Here is a 17,174-nt window from a genome sequence, read left to right as displayed (position 1 = left end):
ATGCAGGAAAAACCTCCTACATTGGCTATAGGAAAAGTTTCCGACGAAGTGCACATTGAAGGTCTACTTAGCGATGTCTGACGAAAGTGCTAGGGGATTGAATTGAAAACGTAGAGAAAGCCATGTCCGACCACGATATTTTGAGTGATGCCGAGCGCGAGGCGCTGAGTGCCGTCATGCTCGAACCCGATTTACCGGCGCAGCGGGTGCTGATCGTTGACGACGATAAAGACGCGCGTGAGCTGTTGTCGGAGATTCTTGCGTTGGACGGTATTCGTTGCATGACCGCCGCCAGTGGCGAAACCGCACTCAAAATGCTGGACGAGAAACCCTCGATCGGCCTGGTGATTACCGATCTGCGCATGGGACACATCGATGGCCTGGACCTGATCCGCCAGGTTCGCCAGTCGGAAAGGGCGGCCTTGCCGATCATCATCGTTTCCGGCGACGCCGATGTACAAGACGCGATTGCTGCAATGCACTTGAGCGTGGTCGACTTCCTGCTCAAACCTGTCAATACCGGCAAGCTGTTGGCGCTGGTCAAGCATGAGTTGGGAATGGATGCACCGGAATCTGAAATAAAAAGGCCCTGATCTTTCGATCAGGGCCTTTCTTTTGTCCGGCGTCAGTGCTCAGTTACAGGCCATTGGCAGCCTTGAACTCGCGGCGACGACGGTGCAGTACCGGCTCGGTGTAGCCGTTTGGCTGCTTCGTGCCTTCAACCACCAGTTCGACCGCCGCCTGGAAGGCGATGTTGCTGTCGAAGTTCGGTGCCAGCGGACGATACAGCGCGTCGTTGGCGTTCTGGCGGTCAACCACCGGCGCCATGCGCTTGAGGCTTTCCATGACCTGGTCATGTGTGACGATGCCATGACGCAGCCAGTTGGCGATGTGCTGGCTGGAAATCCGCAACGTCGCACGGTCTTCCATCAGGCCGATGTCGTTGATGTCCGGCACCTTCGAGCAACCCACGCCCTGATCGATCCAGCGCACCACGTAACCGAGAATGCCCTGGGCGTTGTTGTCCAGTTCGTTCTTGATCTGTTCCGCAGTCCACTGCGGGTTCACCGCCAGCGGGATGGTCAGGATGTCGTCAACCGACGCGCGGGCACGTTTGGCCAGTTCGGCCTGACGGGCGAACACGTCGACCTTGTGGTAATGCAGCGCGTGCAACGCAGCGGCAGTCGGCGATGGAACCCAGGCGGTGTTGGCGCCGGCCAGCGGGTGAGCGATTTTCTGTTCGAGCATCGCCGCCATCAGGTCGGGCATCGCCCACATGCCTTTACCGATCTGGGCGCGACCTTGCAGGCCGGTGCTCAAACCGATATCGACGTTCCAGTTCTCGTAGGCGCCGATCCACTTCTCGGCCTTCATGTCCGCCTTGCGCACCATCGGGCCGGCTTCCATGGAGGTGTGGATTTCGTCACCCGTGCGGTCGAGGAAACCGGTGTTGATGAACACCACGCGCTCGCTCGCAGCTTTGATGCAGGCCTTGAGGTTGACCGTGGTGCGGCGCTCCTCGTCCATGATCCCGACTTTCAGCGTGTTGCGCGGCAGACCGAGGACTTCTTCGATGCGACCGAACAGCTCGTTGGTGAACGCGGCTTCTTCCGGGCCGTGCATTTTCGGCTTCACGATATAGACCGAACCGGTGCGGCTGTTCTTGCGCGAGTTGTTGCCGTTGAGGCTGTGGATCGCTGCCAGACTGGTGATCAAGCCGTCGAGAATGCCTTCCGGCACTTCGTTGCCGTCCTTGTCGAGGATCGCGTCGATGGTCATCAGGTGACCGACGTTGCGCACGAACAACAGCGAACGACCATGCAGGCTCAGTTCCTTACCGTCGACACCGGTGTAGGTGCGATCAGCGTTCATGGTGCGGGTAAAGGTCTGACCGCCTTTGGAGACTTCTTCCGACAGGTCGCCCTTCATCAGGCCGAGCCAGTTGCGGTAGATCACCACTTTGTCATCGGCATCGACAGCGGCGACGGAGTCTTCGCAGTCCATGATGGTGGTCAGCGCAGCTTCCATCAGGATGTCTTTGATACCGGCAGCGTCGGTCTGGCCGACCGGGGTGCTGGCATCGACCTGGATTTCGAAGTGCAGGCCATTGTTTTTCAGCAGGATTGCAGTCGGTGCGGCTGTATCGCCGTGGAAACCGATCAGCTGTGCATCGTTGCGCAGGCCGGTGTTGCTGCCGCCTTTGAGGGCGACGACCAGTTTGCCGTCAACGATCTTGTAGCCGGTGGAATCGACGTGAGTGCCGGCCGCCAGGGGCGCGGCTTCGTCGAGGAAGGCTCGGGCGAAGGCGATGACCTTGTCGCCGCGAACCTTGTTGTAGCCTTTGCCTTTCTCCGCGCCGTCAGCTTCGCTGATGGCATCGGTGCCGTAGAGCGCGTCATACAGCGAACCCCAACGGGCGTTCGAGGCATTGAGCGCGAAACGGGCATTCATCACCGGAACCACAAGCTGTGGACCGGCCATGCGGGCGATTTCGTCATCGACGTTTTGCGTCGTTGCCTGGAAATCAGCCGCTTCTGGCAGCAGATAACCGATGTCTTGCAAGAAGGCTTTATAGGCCACAGCGTCGTGTGGTTGACCGGCACGGGATTGGTGCCAGCCATCGATACGAGCCTGGAAATCATCGCGTTTGGCGAGTAGGGCTTTGTTCTTCGGCGCCAGGTCATGGATGACCTTGTCGGCACCGGCCCAGAACTTATCGGCGGTGAGGCCGGTACCGGGAATGGCTTCGTTGTTCACGAAGTCGAACAGGACTTTGGCGACCTGCAGGCCACCGACTTGAACGTGTTCAGTCATTGCTTGCCTCACTCTGCTCAGCTATTTCGCTTTTCAGCTCTTCAAATTAACAATGAAGCCTCTGGCTATTTAAACCACAAACCCCTTCCACCAGTACATGCCATTTCGGGCGGCTGGGATGGAACCGATCAACGGCTTTGAGGCCTTGCTGACAGGGCTATCAGGGCTGCGAGTGTGCCTGTGGCAGACATCGATCCAACGTTATGTAGTGCGCGCTGCGGCATACTACATGATGAATTGCGCTTGTGAAAATTAGACTAATTACGTCGTTCTGCGACCCCATGACGCATTGCGGTCACGTCGAGGCACGGGATGTTCTCAAAAAACTATTGGATTGTTCCAGTTAAATATAAAAACTTGTACACGATTTATTGTTCGCGATGTTCTTCGCGGCGCTCCTTTCGCGGGCAAGCCTCGCTCCTACAGGGGGCGGCTCCTTCTAGGAGCGAGGCTTGCCCGCGAAGGCGTCCGCCGATTCAACGCCGTAACAACCCTTGCCTATACTTCTTTTTCTATAACAAAAGAGGGCTGCGCCATGGACCACCTCGTACTCACTGTTTTCGCTCCGGACAAGCCAGGGCAGGTCGAGCGCATTGCCCAATGCATTGCCGAGCATGGCGGCAACTGGCTGGAGAGCCGCATGTCGCGCATGGCCGGGCAGTTCGCCGGGATTCTTCGGGTGGGCGTGCCGGCCGAGGCCTACGATGAGCTGGTCGATGCCCTGAAGGCGTTGTCCGCACACGGTATTCGCGTGCTTATCGCCGAAAGCGGCATTGAGCAATCCTGCACCTGGAAACCGATTGCCATGGAGTTGGTGGGCAATGACCGCCCGGGGATTGTCCGTGACATCACTCGCCTGCTGAGTGAGCAAGGGGTGAGCCTGGAGCGTCTGGTGACCGAAGTGCGTCCGGCACCGATGAGCAGCGAGCCGTTGTTTCACGCCGAAGCGATCCTGGCGGTGCCGCTGACCCTATCGCTGGATGTCTTGCAGTCGCGCCTGGAAACCCTGGCCGACGATCTGATGGTGGAATTGGTGCTGCGTAGCGAACCCTGACCGGGGTTATCCAAGTTAAACGTGCACCTGCCTGTGGATAACCTGTAGAGACAGCCCGCCAGCCCACGCCGGCCGGGCTTCTTCCAGATCTGATCAAAAAACCATCAGTTTCAACAAGTTGCGCACAAACGGCGGGGATCACGCTGTGGATAACCTTGGGAAGGATCACTGCAGGCCACGAAGGACGTGGCTCGCAGAGGTTTGTGTGTTTTTTGATCAGCTGCGGCGGCGAAGACTGATCACCGCATCGACGCTGTAAACCGCCAGACCTGCCCAGATAAAGATAAACGCGACCAGCGTGCTGGAAGACAAATGCTCGCCAAACAACAGCACGGCTTGCAACAGCACCAGCGTCGGCGCCAGGTACTGGAGGAAACCCAGCGTCGTGTAAGGCAGATGCCGTGCGGCGGCGTTGAAACACACCAGCGGCACCAGCGTTACTGGCCCGGCCGCGACCAGCCACCAGGCTTCGGATGTGGTCCAGAACTCGGGCTGAGCGCTTGTGGCCGTCTGATTGAACAGCAGCCAGGCAATGGCAATCGGCACCAGCATCCAGGTTTCCACCACCAGGCCGGGCAGCGCCTTCACTGGTGCCTGCTTGCGGATCAAACCGTAGAAGCCGAACGTCAGCGCCAACACCAGCGACACCCACGGCAAGCTGCCGACTTGCCACACCTGCTGCGCCACGCCGATGGCCGCAAGCCCCACCGCGATCCACTGCATGCGCCGCAGCCGCTCACCGAGGATCAACATCCCCAGCAGCACGTTGACCAGAGGGTTGATGTAGTAACCGAGACTGGCCTCAAGCATGCGCCCGTTGTTCACCGACCAGACGTAGGTCAGCCAGTTGGCCGCAATCAGCGTGCCGCTCAGGGCCAGGACCGCCAGGCGTTTCGGGTTATCCCGCAGTTCCTGCCACCATCCCGGGTGTTTCCAGACCATCAGCAACAAGCCGCCGAACAGCGCCGACCACAGTACACGGTGAATGATGATCTCCACGGCCGGCACGCTGGCGATGGCTTTGAAATAGATCGGGAACAGGCCCCAGATGATGTAGGCACTCAGGCCCAGGATGTACCCGCGACGCGGGTTGGCAGCTTGCATGCAGAATCCTTGCTTAGGCAGCTAACAAAGAGGGGATTGTATAGATGTGTTGTATTTTTTGTAGGAGCGAGGCTTGCCCGCGAAGAACGATATCGCGGTCTGCCTGAAATACCGCGATATCGTTCTTCGCGGGCAAGCCTCGCTCCTACAGGGGATCTGGTTGTCAGAAGAGCTTCAACGGTTCTTCGTTGAGAGCAGATAATTGCTCGCGCAACGCCAACACCTGATCACCCCAATACCGTTCACTGCCAAACCACGGAAAGCTGTGCGGGAACGCCGGGTCGTCCCAGCGGCGGGCGAGCCAGGCGCTGTAGTGCATCAGGCGCAAGGCGCGCAGCGGTTCGATCAGCGCGAGTTCCCGTGGGTCGAAGTCGTGGAATTCGTTGTAGCCGTCCATCAGTTCCGACAGTTGAACGAGACATTCCTGGCGATCCCCCGCCAGCATCATCCAGATGTCCTGCACCGCCGGGCCCATGCGACAGTCGTCGAGGTCGACGATGTGGAACATTTCGTCGCGGCACATCATGTTGCCGGGGTGGCAATCGCCGTGCATGCGGATGTTCTTGTGCGGGGTGGCCTTGTAGACCTCTTCCACGCGCTTGAGCAGGTCGCGGGCCACGGACTCGTAGGCCGGCAGCAGGCTCTTGGGGACGAAATTGCCTTCGAGCAGGGTGGTCAGCGAATCGTGACCAAAGTTCTTCACGCCCAGCGCTTCACGGTGTTCGAACGGCTTGGTGGCGCCGACGGCGTGCAACCTGCCAAGCAACTGACCCAGTCGATACAGCTGATCAAGATTGCCCGGCTCCGGCGCACGGCCACCACGGCGGGGGAACAGGGTGAAACGAAACCCGGCGTGTTCATGCAGGCTGACGCCGTTGTGAATCATCGGCGCCACCACCGGCACGTCGCACTCGGCGAGTTCGAAAGTGAACTGGTGTTCTTCGAGAATCGCTTCGTTGGTCCAGCGTTGTGGGCGGTAGAACTTGGCGATCAGCGGCTCGGAGTCTTCGATGCCGACCTGATAGACGCGGTTCTCGTAGCTGTTGAGCGCCAGGATGCGTGCGTCGCTGAGAAAGCCGATGCTTTCGACGGCATCGAGCACGAGGTCTGGGGTGAGGGTTGCAAACGGGTGGGCCATGCTGACTCCTGCGCGCAGCAGGCTGCCGCGTCCGGCCAAGCATGGTAGCGCAGACGGGGCGTCTTTAGTGTTAAGGCTTGAGATGAGTGGTGTTGCCATCGCTAGCAGGCTAGCTCCCACAGGGGATTTGCGGTGTGTCGCAGATCCCGTGTGGGAGCTAGCCTGCTAGCGATGGGGCCCGATCAGGCGCCGACGATCCCGCCATCTTCACGCGTGATAGCCATCACCGAAGACCGCGGCTTGCCATTCGGCAGATGCTCCGGGAACGTCGAGCCCCCGTTCTCTCCCGGGTGCTGGATCCCGACAAACAACGTCTTCTGATCCGGCGAGAAGCTGATCCCCGTAACCTCGCAGCCAACCGGCCCGACCATGAACCGACGAATCTCCCCGGTCACCGGGTCGGCACACAGCATCTGGTTGTTGCCCATGCCGGTGAAGTCGCCTGCATTACTCGAATCGCCATCGGTGAGAATCCACAACCGCCCGGCCTTGTCGAAGCCCAGGCCATCCGGGCTGTTGAACATGTTCTGTGGCGTGATGTTCGACGAACCGCCCTTCGGCGTGCCAGCGTGGACGCCCGGGTTGCCGGCGACCACAAACAGGTCCCAGGCAAAGCTTTTGGAGCCGTGATCGTCACGATCAGTGCGCCAGCGCAGAATCTGCCCGTAGACGTTTTTCTCGCGCGGGTTCGGCCCGCCCACCGGTTGGCCGTCCTCGCCACGCTTGGCGTTGTTGGTCAGCGTGCAATAGACCTGGCCATCCTTGGGGCTGACGACGATCCATTCCGGACGGTCCATGCGCGTGGCCTTCACCACGCTGGCCGCGAGGCGCGCGTGAATCAGCACTTCGGCCTGATCGGCAAAACCGCTGCTGGCGTCGATCCCGTTTTTACCGTGGGTCAGTTCGATCCATTCGCCCTGGCCTTTCGGATGATCGGCGTTGCTGTCGCCCGCATCGAAGCGCGCCACGTACAAGGTGCCGTGGTCCAGCAGGTCGCGGTTGGCCTTGGGGTTCTTGTGGTTGATTTTGTCGCGGCTGACGAACTTGTAGATGAACTCGCCGCGTTCGTCGTCGCCCATGTACACCACGGCGTGACCGTCATGGGTTTCAGCCAGCGCAGCGTTTTCATGTTTGAAGCGGCCCAGCGCAGTTCGTTTGACCGGCGTCGATTGCGGATCGAACGGGTCGATTTCCACGACCCAGCCGTGACGGTTGAGCTCGTTCGGATTTTTCGCCAGGTCGAACCGCTCATCGTGTTGATGCCAGTTGATCTCTTTGCTGGCCGCCACTGCGCCATAACGCTTCTGCGCGGCATCGAACTTCTGCTCGGCATTGCTGCTGCCGAAGCAATCGGTGAAGTTCTCTTCGCAGGTCAGGTACGTGCCCCACGGCGTCATGCCGTTGGCGCAGTTCTGGAAGGTGCCCAGGACATGCTTGCCCTGCGGGTCGGCGCTGGTTTTCACCAGTGCGTGGCCGGCAGCCGGGCCGCTGAGGCTGATCGGTGCGTTGCCGTGAATGCGACGGTTGTAGCGCGAGCCCTGGACGAACGCCCATTGGCCGTTCTTGCGTTGCACTTCGATCACCGACACGCCTTCGCAGGCCAGAGCCTTGCGCACCTCTTCGGCCGATTGCGGCATGCCGCCGTGCGGGTAGAGGTAGCGATAGTTGGTGTATTCGTTGTTGATCGCCATCAGCGCCCGGTCTTTTTCGCCGGGAAATTCGAACAGGCTCATGCCGTCGTTGTTGTCACCGAACTGGACTTCCTGTTGCTCGGCGGTGCCGTTACCGCTCGGGTCAAATGCCGGACCGTTCTTTTGCAATGGCTGGCCCCAGCTGATCAGTACCGAAGACTTATAGCCCGGCGGCAGGGTGATTGCGTCGCTGGTGGCGGCGGGGATGCTGTCAAAACCCAACAGTTTGCTGGAGCCTGCGCTGACACTCGCGGCCAATACGCTGCGGCTCAGCAGGTTGCCACCGAGGAACATGGCCGCACCGCAGAGGGCGCCGGCGCTGATGAAACCGCGACGGCTGAGGCCGACCATTTTCTCGAGGTCGGTGGACTGGTTTTCTTCTAATAGGCTCACATCAGGCTCCCTGCTGGTTTTGCAGCCACCTTAAAGAGCAATGATGAAACTTTTGTTTCAGAGCGGTGTGCCGAGCAATACGTTGGACGGCGCGAACTGCACCCGCACCGGTTTGTCGATGGCAAGCCCCTGGCTCCTCAGGTGCTGCGGCTCGGCCAGCGCGCAGAGTGTCTGGCCATTGGGCAGGCCGATGCGCACTTCGCTGGGGCCGTCTGGGGCGTCGAGTATTTCTTCGATGATGCCATTCAGAGAGTTGCTACCCGGTGTCGCTTGTTGATCGATGCCCAGTAACTCCAGCCAACCGGCCTTGATCAGGGCCACGACTTCGGTGCCGGTCTCCAGCTCCAGGCGCAGGGTGCTGTCGTGCGTGATCTGCGCATCGAGGGTCAAGCCTTCGGCCAGTTCAAGACGGACCCGATCGTTGTGCCCCTGGTTGTCGATCGCCACGACCTTGCCGTGCAATTGATTGCGCGCGCTGGTTCTGAGCATCAGCCGACCGAGCAGGTCCAGGTCGCTGGCATCTTCGGCGGCTTCCAACACCTGGGCCTGCAAGGCTTGCAGTTTTTGATAAAGGCGCAGCACTCGCTGGCCTTCACTTGAAAGCTTGGCGCCACCACCGCCCTTGCCGCCGACGCTGCGCTCCACGAGCGGTTTTTGCGCTAGGTTGTTCAGCTCATCGATAGCGTCCCACGCCGCCTTGTAACTCAGTCCCGCGCTTTTCGCGGCGCGGGTGATCGAGCCCTGTTCGGCAATATGTTGCAGCAACGCGATGCGCTGCGGGCGACGGACAATGTGCTGGGACAACAAGGTGGGCAAGGACATGGTGAGGCGCTTTGGGCTGTGGTGATGGGGAGGACGTTGGCGGCTGGAAGTCTGGGAGTCAAGTCAGCCCACGTCCTTGTGGGAGCGAGCTTGCTCGCGATGAGGCCATCACAGTCACCATTGATGTGTCTGATACGCCGCCATCGCGAGCAGGCTCGCCCCCACAGGTTTTGTGCATGGCGTTACGTCAGGCTGCGTCGCCGGGTTTGGGCGTGCGGGCCAGGCAATAAACATCTACCCGAGCCGCGCCCGCGTCCATCAACAGGCGAGCCAGGGCCTGAGCCGTGGCGCCTGTGGTCAGCACGTCGTCCACAATTGCCAGGTGCCGCCCTTTGACCGGCGCATCGGCCGTCAGGGCAAACGCATTGCGCAGGTTCTTTTTGCGAGCGTCGGCATTCAGGTCCTGTTGCGCGCTGGTGTCCTGAATCCTCAGCAGCAGTTGTTCATCGCAAGGGATGTCGAGGCTACTACTGAGCCAGTGGGCGAGCATCGCAGCCTGGTTGAAACCCCGTTGACGCAGGCGTTTTGCAGCCAGCGGAACGGGGACCAGAACGTCGGGCCGATCAAGGTCCTCATCGAAGCGATGTTGCAGGAACTGCGCGAGAAGTTCGCCGAGCAGGCGGCCAAACGGCCACTTGGCGCTGTGCTTGAAGCGCGTGATCAATGTGTCCACCGGAAAGCTGTACGTCCAGGGCGCGGCGACCCGCTCGAAAGCCGGCGGCAGCTTTAAACATGGGCCACACGTCAGGCCTGAGGCAGGCAAGGGCAGCGCGCAGGTCTGGCAGTGATCGCCCAGCCAGGGCAGGTCGGTTTCACAGGCCATGCAGATCGGCCTGACGTCCTCGGTGGCTTCACTGCAGAGCAAACAGTGTTGGTTATTATTTAACCAGATGTAAACCGGTTCAACGTATCGTGGTTGACAGCGCATCACTCTTCCTTAAATATGCCGAACATCCGTGTCGCGTCTGTGGGTATTCCCTTCCCCAGTCGCTTGCCAAGCATAAACAAGGAAACGCCCATGAGCGCCAGCACCTCTGCCACCCTGCGTCATGACTGGTCTTTGGCCGAAGTCAAAGCACTCTTCGTTCAGCCATTCAACGACCTGTTGTTCCAGGCGCAAACGGTGCACCGCGCGCATTTCGACGCCAACCGCGTCCAGGTTTCCACCCTGCTGTCGATCAAGACCGGCGCCTGCCCGGAAGATTGCAAATATTGTCCGCAGTCCGGTCACTACAACACCGGCCTGGAAAAAGAAAAGCTGATGGAAGTGCAGAAGGTCCTCGAAGAGGCCGCTCGCGCCAAGGCCATCGGTTCGACCCGTTTCTGCATGGGCGCGGCGTGGAAACACCCGTCGGCCAAAGACATGCCTTACGTGCTGGAAATGGTCAAAGGCGTGAAAGCCATGGGACTGGAAACCTGCATGACCCTGGGTCGCCTGGATCAGGACCAGACCGTTGCGCTGGCCGACGCCGGCCTCGATTACTACAACCACAACCTCGACACCTCGCCGGAGTTCTACGGCAGCATCATCACCACCCGCACTTACAGCGAGCGCCTGCAAACCCTGGCTTACGTGCGTGAATCGGGGATGAAGATCTGCTCCGGCGGCATCCTCGGCATGGGCGAGTCCCTCGATGACCGCGCCAATCTGCTGATCCAGCTGGCCAACCTGCCCGAGCATCCAGAGTCGGTGCCAATCAACATGCTGGTGAAAGTCGCCGGTACGCCGCTGGAAAACGCCGAGGACATCGACCCGTTCGACTTCATCCGCATGCTCGCCGTCGCGCGCATCCTGATGCCGCAATCCCACGTGCGCCTGTCCGCTGGCCGCGAAGCGATGAACGAGCAGATGCAGGCCCTGGCGTTCTTCGCCGGTGCCAACTCGATTTTCTACGGCGAAAAACTGCTGACCACCGCCAACCCGCAGGCCGACAAGGACATGCAACTGTTCTCGCGCCTGGGGATCCTGCCGGAAGCGCGCGAAGAGCACGCGGACGAAGTGCATCAGGCCGCGATCGAACAAGCGTTGGTTGAGCAGAAGAGCAGCGAGCAGTTCTATAACGCGGCTGTTTGACGCTCCACTGATCTTTCTGAAGGAATGCAAAACCCTGTAGGAGCGAGCTTGCTCGCGAAGAGGCATTCACACTCAACATAAATGTTGGTTGTTCGATAGCTTTCGCGAACAGGCTCGCTCCCACAGGTACTGCGATCGCTACTGAATTCTGATCCACGAGGCCTGCATGTCTTTCGATCTCGCCGCACGCCTTGCTGCCCGTCGTGCCGAAAACCTCTACCGCCAGCGCCCCCTGCTCGAAAGCCCTCAAGGCCCGGAGGTGGTGGTCGACGGTCAGCCATTGCTGGCGTTCTGCAACAACGATTACCTGGGCCTGGCCAATCATCCGCAAGTGATCGAAGCCTGGCGCGCCGGTGCTGCTCGTTGGGGTGTCGGTGGCGGGGCGTCGCATTTGGTCATTGGCCACAGCACGCCGCATCATGAGCTGGAAGAAGCGTTGGCCGACCTGACCGGTCGCCCGCGTGCGCTGCTGTTCACCACCGGTTACATGGCCAACCTCGGCGCGGTCACCGCGTTGATCGGGCAGGGTGATACGGTGCTGGAAGACCGCCTCAATCATGCCTCGTTGCTGGATGCCGGTTTGTTGTCCGGCGCGCGTTTCAATCGCTATCTGCACAACGACGCGGTCAGCCTGGCCAAGCGGCTGGAGAAGGCTACCGGCAATACACTGGTGGTCACCGACGGCGTGTTCAGCATGGACGGCGATATTGCCGACTTGCCGGCGTTGGCCCGGGAAGCCAAGGCTAAGGGCGCGTGGCTGATGGTCGATGACGCCCATGGCTTCGGCCCGCTGGGCGCCAACGGCGGCGGGATTGTCGAGCATTTCGGCTTGAGTCAGGAAGACGTGCCGGTGCTGGTCGGCACCCTCGGCAAGGCATTCGGCACGGCAGGAGCCTTTGTGGCCGGCAGCGAAGAACTGATCGAAAGCCTGATCCAGTTTGCCCGCCCCTATATCTACACCACCAGCCAGCCACCGGCCCTGGCTTGCGCGACGCTGAAAAGCCTTGAGCTGCTGCGCACTGAACATTGGCGACGCGAGCATCTGAAGACGCTGATCCGCCAGTTCCGCCATGGCGCCGAGCAGATCGGCCTGGAGTTGATGGACAGCTTCACGCCTATCCAGCCGATCATGATCGGCGATGCCGGGCGTGCGATGCGACTGTCGCAGATGCTGCGCGAGCGCGGGCTGATGGTCACGGCGATTCGTCCGCCCACCGTGCCCGCCGGCAGCGCCCGTCTGCGCGTGACCCTGACCGCCGCCCACAGCGAAGCGCAGGTGCAGCTATTGTTGAATGGACTGGCCGATTGTTTTCAATTACTGGGACCGGAGCCAAGCCATGCGTGATCGACTGATTCTGCTGCCCGGCTGGGGCCTCGGCATTTCACCGCTGGAGCCTTTAGCGGCCGCCTTGCAGGGGCTGGATGAGCATCTGCGGGTAGAGATCGAGCCGTTGCCGGAACTGGAATCGAGCGATATTGAAGAGTGGCTCGATGAACTGGATTCGACGATCCCGCAAGACACCTGGCTCGGTGGCTGGTCCCTCGGTGGCATGCTTGCCTCTGAGCTGGCGGCGCGTCGTGGTGATCGTTGCTGTGGCTTGCTGACCCTGGCGAGCAATCCTTCTTTTGTCGCCCATGAGCAATGGCCGAGCGCGATGGCTGGCGAAACCTTCGACGCGTTTCTCGCCGGTTGCAAGGCCGATCCGCGAATGACGTTGAAGCGCTTTTCACTCCTTTGCGCCCAAGGCTCGGAAGATCCTCGCGGGCTGTCGCGGTTGTTGCTCGGTGGGGCGCCGCACACCTCTGAAGCAGTGCTGATGAGCGGTCTGGAAGTGCTCGCCCAACTAGATACCCGTCAAGCCTTGCAGGCATTTCGTGGTCCGCAACTGCATTTGTTCGCCGGCCTCGACGGTCTGGTCCCGGCCGAGGCAGCGAGCGAGTTGCTGGCCTTGCTGCCGGATGTCGAAATCGGCCTGATCGAACAGGCCAGCCATGCGTTTCTACTGGAAGACCCCCACGGTGTGGCGGGGGCGATCCAGGCCTTTTTGCACGAGTCCGGTGATGACTGATTTATCTTTCCCCAATCTACCCGGCGGCTTGCCTGACAAGCGCCAGGTGGCGGCCTCCTTCTCCCGCGCGGCGGCGAGCTACGACAGCGTGGCTGAATTGCAGCGCGATGTCGGCAGCCAGTTGTTGAGCCGTTTGCCCGGTGATTTTGTGCCGGGTGTCTGGCTGGATCTGGGCTGCGGTACCGGGCATTTCAGTCGGGCATTGGGCGAGCGCTTTTCTTCGGGCAAGGGACTGGCAATGGACATCGCCGAGGGCATGCTCAAACACGCCCGGCCATTAGGCGGCGCCACCCATTTCATCGCCGGGGATGCAGAACGGTTGCCGTTGCAGGATTCGACCTGTGATCTGATCTTCTCCAGCCTGGCGGTGCAGTGGTGCGCGGATTTCGAATCGGTGCTCAGTGAGGCGTTTCGGGCACTCAAGCCGGGCGGGGTATTCGCGTTTGCTAGTCTTTGTGTAGGGACGCTGTTTGAGTTGCGTGACAGCTGGCGTCAAGTGGATGGCATGGTGCACGTCAATCGCTTCCGCGAGTTCGGTATTTATCAACAGCTGTGCGCGACCAGTGGTTTGCGGATTGTCAGTCTGGAGACCCGTCCTCATGTGTTGCATTACCCGGACGTGCGCAGCCTGACGCATGAACTCAAGGCGTTGGGCGCGCACAACTTGAACCCCGGTCGGCCGGGCGGTTTGACCGGTCGGGCGCGGATCCTTGGCTTGGTCGAGGCTTATGAGCAGTTTCGTCAGGCCGAAGGATTGCCGGCGACTTATCAAGTGGTCTACGCCGTGTTGGAGAAACCCATATGAGCGCTGCTTATTTCATTACCGGCACGGACACTGATGTCGGCAAGACCACCATTGCTGCCGGCTTGTTGCATGCTGCGCGGTCGGCGGGCATGAGTACGGCGGCGGGCAAGCCAGTCGCTTCCGGCTGTGATGTGACGCCCAAGGGTTTGCGTAATTCCGATGCGCTGGCGCTGCTGGCCGAGTGCTCGTTGCCGCTGACTTATGCACAGGTCAACCCGGTGGCGTTCGAACCGCCGATTGCTCCGCACCTGGCCGCGCGGGAGGCGGGCGTGGCGCTGACGGTGCAATCACTGTTGACGCCGATGCTCGCGATTCTCGACATGCAGGCCGATTTCACCTTGATCGAAGGCGCCGGCGGCTGGCGCGTGCCGTTGGCGGATCAGGACAATCTGTCGGATCTGGCAATGGCGCTGGGCCTGCCGGTGATCCTGGTGGTCGGCGTGCGCCTGGGTTGCATCAATCATGCGCTGCTGACCGCCGAGGCGATTGCCCAGGATGGTTTGCAGCTGGTGGGGTGGGTGGCCAATATCATCGATCCGAAGACCTCGCGCCTGGAAGAGAACCTCGCGACCCTCGCCGAGCGCATTCCCGCGCCTTGTCTTGGACGAGTGCCAAAACTCAAATCGGTCACCGCAGAAGCGGTGGCGGAACACCTGCAACTGGATCTGCTGGATTGAGATTTTGCCTATGACAAGGCACTGTGCCATTAGTGTTTTTGTCGGGCCTTTTGCCATCAGGTCTGTTTCAATGGCCGCTGTTGTTCCTATTTAGGACGAGTTCTCCCATGGAAATCTCAGGAAACACCGCTTTTTATGCCGGTCTGAGCACTATTCAGACAGGGCAGAACCGTGTCGATCAGGCTTCCGGCCAGATCGCCAGCAGTACCCTCGAGCGTTCGGTGACGAGCCAGTCTTCCGAGGTTCAGGTAGACCGCCTGCGTTCGGTTGACCGCAGCCAGCAATCGGACCTGGCCAGCAATATGGTCGAGATGGCACAGGGCAAGTTTCAGGTGGAGGCCGGCGTGAAAGTCGCCAAGGCGTCCGATGAAATGCTTGGAACGTTGATTGATACCTACGCTTGACCCCTAGCTGAACCCGTCCTGCCAACGCCGCGACTATTCGCGGCGTTTTTGTGCGTAAGTCCTTCTCCCTCAACTAATCTTTCCAGCATGGCCTGTTGCGTTGTCAACGGCGGCGGCGCGGCTGCGAGCCCGGCATTTGTGCGCGTGATGACGAACGGCAAAAGATCGGCGCTTGACAAGATTTGGGCGTAAACGTATGTTTCAAACAACTGTTTGACCGTCACAACAAATCAACACGGTCGTTCATTCCCGGTTACATCAGCAGAGGTTTATCGCTATGCCTGACTACAAGGCCCCCTTGCGTGATATTCGCTTCGTTCGTGACGAACTGCTCGGCTACGAAGCGCACTATCAGAGCCTTCCGGCTTGCGCAGACGCAACTCCAGACATGGTTAGCGCCATTCTCGAAGAAGGCGCCAAGTTTTGTGAGCAGGTGCTGGCTCCGCTGAACCGCGTGGGTGACACCGAAGGCTGCACCTGGAGCGAGTCCGGCGTTAAAACCCCGACTGGCTTCAAAGAAGCCTACAAGCAATTCGTTGAAGGCGGCTGGCCAAGCCTGGCCCACGACGTAGAACACGGCGGCCAGGGCCTGCCGGAGTCTCTGGGTCTGGCCGTCAGCGAAATGGTTGGCGAAGCCAACTGGTCGTGGGGCATGTACCCAGGCCTGTCGCACGGCGCGATGAACACCATTTCCGAGCACGGTACGCCTGAGCAGCAAGAGGCTTACCTGACCAAGCTGGTGTCCGGTGAATGGACCGGCACCATGTGCCTGACCGAACCGCACTGCGGCACCGACCTGGGCATGCTGCGCACCAAGGCTGAACCTCAAGCCGACGGTTCCTACAAAGTCTCCGGCACCAAAATCTTCATCTCGGCCGGTGAACACGACATGGCCGACAACATCGTCCACATCGTGCTGGCTCGCCTGCCGGATGCGCCGGCTGGCACCAAAGGCATTTCGCTGTTCATCGTGCCGAAGTTCATGCCGAACGCTGACGGTTCGATCGGTGCACGCAACGCCGTGACCTGTGGTTCCCTGGAACACAAGATGGGTATCCACGGCAACGCCACTTGCGTGATGAACTTCGACGCAGCCACCGGTTACCTGATCGGCCCGGCGAACAAAGGCCTGAACTGCATGTTCACCTTTATGAACACCGCTCGTCTGGGCACCGCGCTGCAAGGCCTGGCCCACGCCGAGATCGGCTTCCAGGGCGGCCTGAAATACGCTCGCGATCGTCTGCAAATGCGCTCGCTGACTGGCCCGAAAGCGCCGGAAAAAGCCGCTGATCCGATCATCGTTCACCCTGATGTACGTCGCATGTTGTTGACCATGAAAGCGTTCGCCGAAGGCAACCGCGCGATGGTTTACTTCACCGCCAAGCAAGTCGACATCGTCAAATACGGCGTAGACGAAGAAGAGAAGAAGAAAGCCGACGCACTGCTGGCGTTCATGACGCCAATCGCCAAAGCCTTCATGACTGAAGTCGGTTTTGAGTCTGCCAACCACGGCGTGCAAATCTATGGTGGCCACGGCTTCATCGCCGAGTGGGGCATGGAGCAGAACGTTCGCGACAGCCGCATTTCGATGCTGTACGAAGGCACCACCGGTATCCAGGCACTCGACCTGCTGGGTCGTAAAGTGCTGATGACTCAAGGCGAAGCCCTCAAAGGCTTCACCAAGATCGTCCACAAGTTCTGCCAGACCAACGAAGGCAACGAAGCGGTCAAAGAGTTCGTCGAGCCATTGGCTGCACTGAACAAAGAATGGGGCGAGCTGACCATGAAGGTCGGTATGGCTGCCATGAAGGACCGCGAAGAAGTCGGCGCGGCGTCGGTGGACTACCTGATGTACTCCGGTTACGCCTGCCTGGCCTACTTCTGGGCTGACATGGCGCGTCTGGCTGCCGAGAAACTGGCTGCCGGCACTTCCGAAGAGGCGTTTTACACCGCCAAGCTGCAGACTGCGCGCTTCTACTTCCAGCGCATCTTGCCGCGTACCCGCACTCATGTTGCAACCATGCTGTCGGGTGCCAACAACTTGATGGACATGAAAGAAGAAGACTTCGCACTGGGCTACTAAGCCTCAACGCAGTTCTTCATAAAGCCGCTATCCCTTCCGGGGTAGC

At 60.2% G+C, this 17,174-nt stretch carries 15 protein-coding genes; 9 read left to right on the top strand and 6 right to left on the bottom strand.

Annotation, left to right across the window (positions count from 1 at the left end; all coding sequences use genetic code 11):
* The first annotated feature begins 122 nt into the window (after positions 1 to 122).
* Entirely contained in the window at positions 123 to 593 is a 471-nt protein-coding gene (locus tag JIO00_RS27060; protein WP_010467088.1) for a response regulator, read from the top strand.
* A gap of 43 nt (positions 594 to 636) precedes the next feature.
* On the opposite strand, the gene JIO00_RS27055 is transcribed toward JIO00_RS27060, so the two are convergent.
* Positions 637 to 2,814: a malate synthase G gene (locus JIO00_RS27055; protein WP_010467089.1), complete on the bottom strand. Its 2,178-nt coding sequence runs from the start codon at positions 2,812 to 2,814 to the stop codon at positions 637 to 639.
* Between the two features lie 535 nt (positions 2,815 to 3,349).
* Here JIO00_RS27055 and JIO00_RS27050 point away from each other — a divergent pair.
* On the top strand, positions 3,350 to 3,868 hold the full coding sequence (locus JIO00_RS27050; RefSeq protein ID WP_010467092.1) for a glycine cleavage system protein R: 519 nt from the start codon (positions 3,350 to 3,352) through the stop codon (positions 3,866 to 3,868).
* A 216-nt stretch (positions 3,869 to 4,084) separates the two neighbouring features.
* On the opposite strand, the gene rarD is transcribed toward JIO00_RS27050, so the two are convergent.
* The 5 genes from rarD to JIO00_RS27025 form a co-directional block, all read right to left on the bottom strand.
* Positions 4,085 to 4,972 (bottom strand): EamA family transporter RarD, encoded by an 888-nt coding sequence (rarD, locus tag JIO00_RS27045; RefSeq protein WP_010467094.1) that lies wholly within the window; start codon positions 4,970 to 4,972, stop codon positions 4,085 to 4,087.
* 163 nt (positions 4,973 to 5,135) lie between these two features.
* A complete protein-coding gene (locus JIO00_RS27040; protein WP_077747291.1) occupies positions 5,136 to 6,110 on the bottom strand; it encodes a serine/threonine protein kinase in 975 nt (324 codons plus the stop codon).
* A 182-nt stretch (positions 6,111 to 6,292) separates the two neighbouring features.
* Positions 6,293 to 8,194 (bottom strand): PhoX family protein, encoded by a 1,902-nt coding sequence (locus JIO00_RS27035; protein ID WP_200667200.1) that lies wholly within the window; start codon positions 8,192 to 8,194, stop codon positions 6,293 to 6,295.
* A 57-nt stretch (positions 8,195 to 8,251) separates the two neighbouring features.
* Positions 8,252 to 9,016 carry a TOBE domain-containing protein gene (locus JIO00_RS27030; RefSeq protein WP_010467111.1) on the bottom strand — a complete coding sequence of 255 codons (765 nt, stop codon included), beginning with the start codon at positions 9,014 to 9,016 and terminating at the stop codon, positions 8,252 to 8,254.
* A gap of 187 nt (positions 9,017 to 9,203) precedes the next feature.
* The gene (locus JIO00_RS27025) at positions 9,204 to 9,944 is read right to left on the bottom strand and encodes a ComF family protein (protein WP_200667198.1); all 741 of its coding nucleotides are present in this window, start codon (positions 9,942 to 9,944) and stop codon (positions 9,204 to 9,206) included.
* Positions 9,945 to 10,034: 90 nt separating this feature from the next.
* On the opposite strand from JIO00_RS27025, the gene bioB reads away from it, so the two are divergent.
* From bioB to JIO00_RS26990, 7 genes are all read left to right on the top strand, one after another.
* Positions 10,035 to 11,090, top strand: coding sequence for a biotin synthase BioB (bioB, locus tag JIO00_RS27020; protein ID WP_010467114.1), 1,056 nt, complete (start codon positions 10,035 to 10,037; stop codon positions 11,088 to 11,090).
* Positions 11,091 to 11,256: 166 nt separating this feature from the next.
* A complete protein-coding gene (gene bioF / locus JIO00_RS27015) occupies positions 11,257 to 12,435 on the top strand; it encodes an 8-amino-7-oxononanoate synthase (RefSeq protein ID WP_010467116.1) in 1,179 nt (392 codons plus the stop codon).
* Positions 12,428 to 13,159, top strand: a complete 732-nt coding sequence (locus JIO00_RS27010; protein WP_010467117.1) for an alpha/beta fold hydrolase — start codon at positions 12,428 to 12,430, stop codon at positions 13,157 to 13,159. The genes bioF and JIO00_RS27010 overlap by 8 nt, the downstream gene beginning before the upstream one ends.
* On the top strand, positions 13,152 to 13,964 hold the full coding sequence (gene bioC, locus JIO00_RS27005; protein ID WP_200667196.1) for a malonyl-ACP O-methyltransferase BioC: 813 nt from the start codon (positions 13,152 to 13,154) through the stop codon (positions 13,962 to 13,964). Before JIO00_RS27010 ends, bioC begins: the two co-directional genes overlap by 8 nt.
* Positions 13,961 to 14,641 carry a dethiobiotin synthase gene (bioD, locus tag JIO00_RS27000; RefSeq protein ID WP_200667194.1) on the top strand — a complete coding sequence of 227 codons (681 nt, stop codon included), beginning with the start codon at positions 13,961 to 13,963 and terminating at the stop codon, positions 14,639 to 14,641. The genes bioC and bioD overlap by 4 nt, the downstream gene beginning before the upstream one ends.
* A 107-nt stretch (positions 14,642 to 14,748) precedes the next feature.
* The gene (locus JIO00_RS26995) at positions 14,749 to 15,045 is read left to right on the top strand and encodes a hypothetical protein (RefSeq protein ID WP_010467121.1); all 297 of its coding nucleotides are present in this window, start codon (positions 14,749 to 14,751) and stop codon (positions 15,043 to 15,045) included.
* Positions 15,046 to 15,322: 277 nt separating this feature from the next.
* Positions 15,323 to 17,128 carry a phenylacyl-CoA dehydrogenase gene (locus JIO00_RS26990; protein WP_010467123.1) on the top strand — a complete coding sequence of 602 codons (1,806 nt, stop codon included), beginning with the start codon at positions 15,323 to 15,325 and terminating at the stop codon, positions 17,126 to 17,128.
* Positions 17,129 to 17,174 lie beyond the last annotated feature (46 nt).

Source organism: Pseudomonas sp. SW-3 (genome assembly GCF_016615645.1).
Classification (GTDB): Bacteria; Pseudomonadota; Gammaproteobacteria; order Pseudomonadales; family Pseudomonadaceae; genus Aquipseudomonas; species Aquipseudomonas mandelii.
This window is presented reverse-complemented; position numbering and strand designations above follow the sequence as displayed.